Annotated in this window: 6 protein-coding genes; 4 read left to right on the top strand and 2 right to left on the bottom strand. The window is 56.3% G+C overall.

The genetic code is table 11. The features are described 5' to 3' along the window. Positions 1-52 precede the first annotated feature (52 nt). Together OGY08_RS01635 and OGY08_RS01630 are read right to left on the bottom strand one after the other, a co-directional pair. Positions 53-757: an IS6-like element IS26 family transposase gene (locus tag OGY08_RS01635; RefSeq protein WP_001067855.1), complete on the bottom strand. Its 705-nt coding sequence runs from the start codon at positions 755-757 to the stop codon at positions 53-55. 174 nt (positions 758-931) lie between these two features. Then, positions 932-1,546: a recombinase family protein gene (locus OGY08_RS01630; protein ID WP_000904906.1), complete on the bottom strand. Its 615-nt coding sequence runs from the start codon at positions 1,544-1,546 to the stop codon at positions 932-934. Positions 1,547-1,671: 125 nt separating this feature from the next. Here OGY08_RS01630 and OGY08_RS01625 point away from each other — a divergent pair, with 125 nt between their 5' ends. From OGY08_RS01625 to OGY08_RS01610, 4 genes are all read left to right on the top strand, one after another. After that, on the top strand, positions 1,672-4,557 hold the full coding sequence (locus tag OGY08_RS01625) for a Tn3 family transposase (protein WP_001138082.1): 2,886 nt from the start codon (positions 1,672-1,674) through the stop codon (positions 4,555-4,557). A 142-nt stretch (positions 4,558-4,699) separates the two neighbouring features. Beyond that, positions 4,700-5,080: a hypothetical protein gene (locus OGY08_RS01620; RefSeq protein ID WP_001371925.1), complete on the top strand. Its 381-nt coding sequence runs from the start codon at positions 4,700-4,702 to the stop codon at positions 5,078-5,080. Positions 5,081-5,137: 57 nt separating this feature from the next. After that, positions 5,138-5,761 (top strand): hypothetical protein, encoded by a 624-nt coding sequence (locus OGY08_RS01615; protein ID WP_000490639.1) that lies wholly within the window; start codon positions 5,138-5,140, stop codon positions 5,759-5,761. Positions 5,762-5,872: 111 nt separating this feature from the next. After that, a partial coding sequence (locus OGY08_RS01610) for an IS5-like element ISKpn26 family transposase (RefSeq protein ID WP_286565463.1) occupies positions 5,873-6,545 on the top strand: 673 nt, incomplete at its 3' end.

Here is a 6,545-nt window from a genome sequence, read left to right as displayed (position 1 = left end):
GGCACTGTTGCAAAGTTAGCGATGAGGCAGCCTTTTGTCTTATTCAAAGGCCTTACATTTCAAAAACTCTGCTTACCAGGCGCATTTCGCCCAGGGGATCACCATAATAAAATGCTGAGGCCTGGCCTTTGCGTAGTGCACGCATCACCTCAATACCTTTGATGGTGGCGTAAGCCGTCTTCATGGATTTAAATCCCAGCGTGGCGCCGATTATCCGTTTCAGTTTGCCATGATCGCATTCAATCACGTTGTTCCGGTACTTAATCTGTCGGTGTTCAACGTCAGACGGGCACCGGCCTTCGCGTTTGAGCAGAGCAAGCGCGCGACCATAGGCGGGCGCTTTATCCGTGTTGATGAATCGCGGGATCTGCCACTTCTTCACGTTGTTGAGGATTTTACCCAGAAACCGGTATGCAGCTTTGCTGTTACGACGGGAGGAGAGATAAAAATCGACAGTGCGGCCCCGGCTGTCGACGGCCCGGTACAGATACGCCCAGCGGCCATTGACCTTCACGTAGGTTTCATCCATGTGCCACGGGCAAAGATCGGAAGGGTTACGCCAGTACCAGCGCAGCCGTTTTTCCATTTCAGGCGCATAACGCTGAACCCAGCGGTAAATCGTGGAGTGATCGACATTCACTCCGCGTTCAGCCAGCATCTCCTGCAGCTCACGGTAACTGATGCCGTATTTGCAGTACCAGCGTACGGCCCACAGAATGATGTCACGCTGAAAATGCCGGCCTTTGAATGGGTTCATGTGCAGCTCCATCAGCAAAAGGGGATGATAAGTTTATCACCACCGACTATTTGCAACAGTGCCATGCGAACTGCATCACGCTTAAATTCATCACTATGCTTTAATGACATATATGGTCTCCTTGATAACAAATAATGCTCTCAAAAAGACCGGAACGAAACCGAGGCAAGTCCACTACGTAAGTCCGAGAACATGCTTTCCATGGTCTCTGAGCTCGCCTTTGGGACCGACATATCGGTAGAGAGTGACGCGCTCGATGCCGAGTTCCTTGCAGAGATCGGAAACTGAAGTATCGCGCTGGGCCATGGCGGCTTGCGCGAGACGCACCTGAGCTTTGGTGAGCGCGAATTTTCGTCCGCCCTTGCGACCGCGCGCTCTCGCGGAGGCGAGACCCGCCATGGTGCGCTCTCGGATCAGATCCCGCTCGAACTCGGCCAAGGTGGCGAAGATTCCGAACACCATGCGACCGGACGCAGTCGTGGTGTCGATCTGAGCGCCCTTTCCAGTCAGAACCCGCAGGCCGATCTTGCGGTCTGACAGCTCCTTCACCGTGTTGACCAGATGGGCAAGCGATCGTCCGAGGCGATCGAGCTTCCAGACCACCAGCACATCGCCGTCACGCAATGACTTGAGGCAGGCAGTCAAGCCAGGGCGATCATCACGACCGCCGGAAGCAAGATCATCATAGATATTGTCCCGTTCGACACCTGCGGCGCGCAAGGCGTCGTGCTGCAGGTCGAGAGACTGCGAGCCATCGGCTTTGGAGACGCGGGCATATCCGATCAGCATGTATCACAAACGTTGGTTTGAGGCGGCGCTTCGGCCACGATTGCATTGACCTCTGGAAATGTATCTCAACCAGCTTCATAAACAAAGCGTCTTGAACGCTATCAGATTTTGAAAAAGGAACATGTATGCCGCGTCGCGTCACTCTAACCGATCGGCAGAAAGACGCGCTGTTGCGCTTGCCGACTTCACAGACGGATTTGCTCAAGCACTATACGCTGAGTGATGAAGACCTTGGGCATATCAGGCTGCGTCGGCGCGCTCACAACAGGTTCGGCTTCGCCCTGCAATTGTGTGTCCTGCGCTATCCCGGCCGGGTGCTGGCTCCAGGCGAACTGATCCCTGCAGAGGTCATCGAATTTATCGGAGCGCAGCTTGGCCTGGGTGCCGACGATCTCGTAGACTATGCTGCCCGCGAGGAAACACGGCACGAGCATCTTGCCGAGTTACGGGGGCTCTACGGCTTCCGCACCTTCTCCGGACGTGGTGCGAGCGAGCTGAAGGAATGGTTGTTCCGAGAAGCCGAGATGGCGGTGTCGAACGAGGATATCGCCCGTCGCTTCGTAGCCGAGTGCCGACGCACCCGCACTGTCCTTCCCGCGACATCCACGATCGAGCGGCTTTGTGCCGCGGCTCTCGTCGATGCCGAGCGACGCATCGAGACGAGGATCGCCAGTCGGCTGCCTATGTCGATCCGAGAACAGTTGCTGGCATTGCTCGAGGAGACGGCTGATGATCGGGTGACCCGTTTTGTGTGGCTGCGCCAGTTCGAGCCTGGCTCGAACTCTTCGTCGGCCAACCGGCTGCTCGACCGGCTCGAATATCTGCAACGCATCGATCTCCCCGAGGATCTGCTTGCCGGCGTTCCTGCCCATCGGGTGACTCGTCTGCGCAGGCAGGGTGAACGGTATTATGCCGACGGCATGCGCGATCTCCCGGAGGACAGGCGGCTTGCGATCTTGGCTGTTTGCGTCTCGGAATGGCAGGCGATGTTGGCCGACGCAGTGGTCGAAACCCACGACCGGATCGTCGGCCGTCTCTACCGTGCTTCGGAGCGTATTTGCCATGCAAAGGTCGCAGACGAAGCGGGGGTGGTGCGTGACACCCTGAAATCCTTCGCCGAGATCGGGGGCGCCCTGGTCGATGCACAGGATGATGGCCAGCCGCTGGGCGATGTCATCGCGAGTGGGTCAGGGTGGGACGGCTTAAAAACCCTTGTTGCAATGGCAACCAGGCTGACCGCCACCATGGCCGACGATCCGCTCAATCATGTGCTCGACGGTTATCACCGCTTCCGCCGATACGCTCCACGCATGTTGCGCCTGCTCGATCTGCGAGCTGCGCCCGTTGCACTGCCGCTTCTGGAAGCGGTGACGGCCCTTCGTACCGGTTTGAACGATGCCGCGATGACCAGCTTCTTGCGGCCCAGCTCGAAATGGCATCGCCACCTTCGGGCCCAGAGGGCTGGCGACGCTCGCCTATGGGAGATCGCGGTGCTGTTCCATCTGCGCGATGCGTTCCGCTCCGGAGATGTCTGGCTTACTAGGTCCCGGCGCTATGGCGATCTGAAACACGCACTCGTTCCGGCACAATCCATCGCGGAAGGCGGTCGTCTCGCTGTGCCATTGCGGCCGGAGGAATGGCTGGCAGACCGGCAAGCTCGCCTCGACATGCGGTTGCGCGAGCTTGGCCGTGCCGCTCGCGCAGGCACGATCCCGGGCGGGTCGATTGAAAACGGCGTTCTGCATATCGAGAAACTCGAAGCCGCCGCGCCGACAGGCGCCGAAGATCTGGTGCTCGATCTCTACAAGCAGATCCCGCCCACGCGCATCACCGATCTCCTGCTGGAGGTGGATGCGGCGACCGGCTTCACCGAAGCGTTCACCCATCTGCGCACAGGAGCACCCTGCGCTGACCGGATCGGGCTAATGAACGTTATCTTGGCGGAAGGGATCAACCTCGGCTTGCGCAAAATGGCGGATGCGACAAACACCCACACCTTCTGGGAATTGATCCGCATTGGACGGTGGCATGTCGAGGGCGAAGCCTATGACCGGGCGCTGGCCATGGTGGTCGAGGCACAGGCAGCGTTACCCATGGCCCGGTTCTGGGGCATGGGCACGTCGGCTTCGAGCGACGGACAGTTCTTCGTCGCTACAGAGCAAGGTGAGGCCATGAACCTGGTCAACGCGAAATATGGCAATACCCCGGGCCTGAAAGCCTATAGCCACGTCTCCGACCAATATGCGCCGTTCGCAACCCAGGTGATTCCTGCAACGGCAAGCGAAGCGCCTTACATCCTCGATGGCCTGCTGATGAACGATGCTGGACGCCATATCCGCGAGCAGTTCACCGACACGGGCGGCTTCACCGATCACGTCTTTGCCGCATGTGCCATTCTCGGCTACCGGTTCGCTCCGCGCATCCGCGACCTGCCATCCAAACGGCTCTACGCGTTCAATCCGTCGGCCGCCCCGGCGCACCTGCGAGCGTTGATCGGCGGAAAGGTCAACCAAGCCATGATCGAGCGCAATTGGCCCGACATCCTGCGCATCGCCGCCACCATTGCTGCCGGGACCGTCGCGCCAAGCCAGATTCTGCGGAAACTCGCCTCCTATCCGCGGCAGAACGAGCTCGCGACAGCCCTGCGGGAAGTCGGTCGCGTCGAGCGCACCCTGTTCATGATCGACTGGATTCTGGATGCCGAACTCCAACGGCGTGCCCAGATCGGGCTCAACAAAGGCGAAGCTCATCATGCGCTGAAGCGGGCAATCAGCTTCCACCGCCGCGGTGAAATCCGCGACCGTTCCGCCGAAGGCCAGCATTACCGCATCGCCGGCATGAATCTGCTCGCCGCCATCATCATCTTCTGGAACACCATGAAGCTCGGCGAGGTCGTTGCAAACCAGAAACGCGATGGAAAGCTGCTATCGCCCGATCTCTTGGCCCATGTTTCGCCGCTCGGATGGGAACACATCAATCTCACCGGAGAATATCGCTGGCCAAAGCCTTAGCGTAGGATTCCGCCCCCTCCCGCAAACGACCCCTATAGGTTGGGCACTATGAGTAAGATACAATCAAATCGCCAGTCAGATGGCTAATTTCATTTTGACCAAAGCGGGCTATTTCAAGCGTTATCGCTGAGACGAGGCTTCAATGACAAGTACACTTGACCCATCACACAAGCAAATTGAAATGTGGCGCAGAGCTACCGGTTCCGAAGGTGGACTCAACGAATACCGCAACTGGGTTCTGGAAAATAGTATGAGATTTACAGCATACGGTATCCATACCGTTATCGTCGAAGGTGAGGCGAAGCATATAACAGCGCTTGATGATGTTACCCTCTGTAACGAGTGGGCGAAGCTTAAAAGAGAAAACAATAGGCTTTACGCAGCAAATGAAAAAATTTGCTCTGGCTGGCGTGGTTTTGTGTTGCGTTTGTTAGGAATAACACTGTCATGCAGAAAACCGGTCATCTTACTGGGGGCAGACGCGAAGAATCAAAATGATGCCGTGAAAGGGGCTGATTTGTAATTTTCAGGCGAGCCCACCGTTCTTAGAAAGCTGTTCTATGGGTATGTAAGGAAGATAATGTTCTCTGAACGCTCAGTACACTTAATCACTTCCTGTACAAAGGGCAAGAATCATCAGGGCCACGTCTGGCCGACATTGGACATAGATCCAAAACAAACCCCGGACGACGCAGCATATGCCTGGAGTAACATTGTAGACGACGCCAGAAGTAATCAGGCGGTACCGGCATTGTCCTTGTATTCAGGTAATCACTGGTCTACGGCAAAGGAAATTTTAAACTCAACCAGAAATCTGGAGTTGTGGATAATCTCTGCCGGGATGGGGTTTTTAAATAGTCGAGATCGGGTGCCCTCTTACGAGGCGACATTTCATCAAGTACCATTCAGGCATGATCTCTGGTGGAAAGCCATCACAAAATCACTAGGAAAGCATAACCGTTGCGCAACTATAAGCCAGTTAATGCAGTCCAGTCCGAATGATGAATATTTGATTGCGGCTTCGCCTGTTTATATTGCTGCTGTCCAGAATGACATCCTGAAGGGCATTGAGAGTTTGACTCATCCTCTTACGCAACTAACGATCGTGACATCAGGGGCATATGCTGGCCCACTTGAAGAATACTTAATTAAGAGTTCTTCTAGGATGATGAAAGAGCTAGGGAAGGTGCGAACAAGTTCCTGATATGAGATCATCATATTCATCCGGAGCGCATCCCAGAGGGACATCATGAGCCATTAACTCACCTTCGCCGATAGTGAATTCAGCACTAAGCGCCGTCAGACCCGAAAAGAGATTTTCCTCTCCCGCATGGAGCAGATTCTGCCATGGCAGAATATGACCGCTGTCATCGAGCCGTTTTATCCCAAGGCGGGCAATGGCCGACGGCCCTATCCGCTGGAGACCATGCTGCGTATTCACTGCATGCAGCATTGGTACAACCTGAGCGACGGTGCCATGGAAGATGCCCTGTACGAAATCGCCTCCATGCGCCTGTTTGCCCGATTATCCCTGGATAGCGCCCTGCCGGATCGCACCACCATCATGAATTTCCGCCACCTGCTCGAGCAGCATCAACTGGCCCGTCAATTGTTCAAGACCATCAATCGCTGGCTGGCCGAAGCAGGCGTCATGATGACCCAAGGCACTTTGGTGGATGCCACCATCATTGAGGCACCCAGCTCGACCAAGAACAAAGAGCAGCAACGCGATCCGGAGATGCATCAGACCAAGAAAGGCAATCAGTGGCACTTTGGCATGAAGGCCCACATTGGTGTCGATGCCAAGAGTGGCCTGACCCACAGCCTGGTCACCACCGCGGCCAACGAGCATGACCTCAATCAGCCGGGTAATCTGCTTCATGGAGAGGAGCAATTTGTCTCAGCCGATGCCGGCTACCAAGGAGCGCCACAGCGCGAGGAGCTGGCCGAGGTGGATGTGGACTGGCTGATCGCCGAGCGTCCCGGCA

Source organism: Citrobacter sp. Cpo069, assembly GCF_030332785.1.
GTDB classification, from domain to species: domain Bacteria; phylum Pseudomonadota; class Gammaproteobacteria; order Enterobacterales; family Enterobacteriaceae; genus Citrobacter; species Citrobacter portucalensis.
This window is presented reverse-complemented; position numbering and strand designations above follow the sequence as displayed.

Bases quoted from the DNA above. Each gene is read 5' to 3' on its own strand.
- OGY08_RS01635 (WP_001067855.1), bottom strand. From the start codon at position 757: ATGAACCCATTCAAAGGCCGGCATTTTCAGCGTGACATCATTCTGTGG.
- OGY08_RS01630 (WP_000904906.1), bottom strand. From the start codon at position 1,546: ATGCTGATCGGATATGCCCGCGTCTCCAAAGCCGATGGCTCGCAGTCT.
- OGY08_RS01625 (WP_001138082.1), top strand. From the start codon at position 1,672: ATGCCGCGTCGCGTCACTCTAACCGATCGGCAGAAAGACGCGCTGTTG.
- OGY08_RS01620 (WP_001371925.1), top strand. From the start codon at position 4,700: ATGACAAGTACACTTGACCCATCACACAAGCAAATTGAAATGTGGCGC.
- OGY08_RS01615 (WP_000490639.1), top strand. From the start codon at position 5,138: ATGTTCTCTGAACGCTCAGTACACTTAATCACTTCCTGTACAAAGGGC.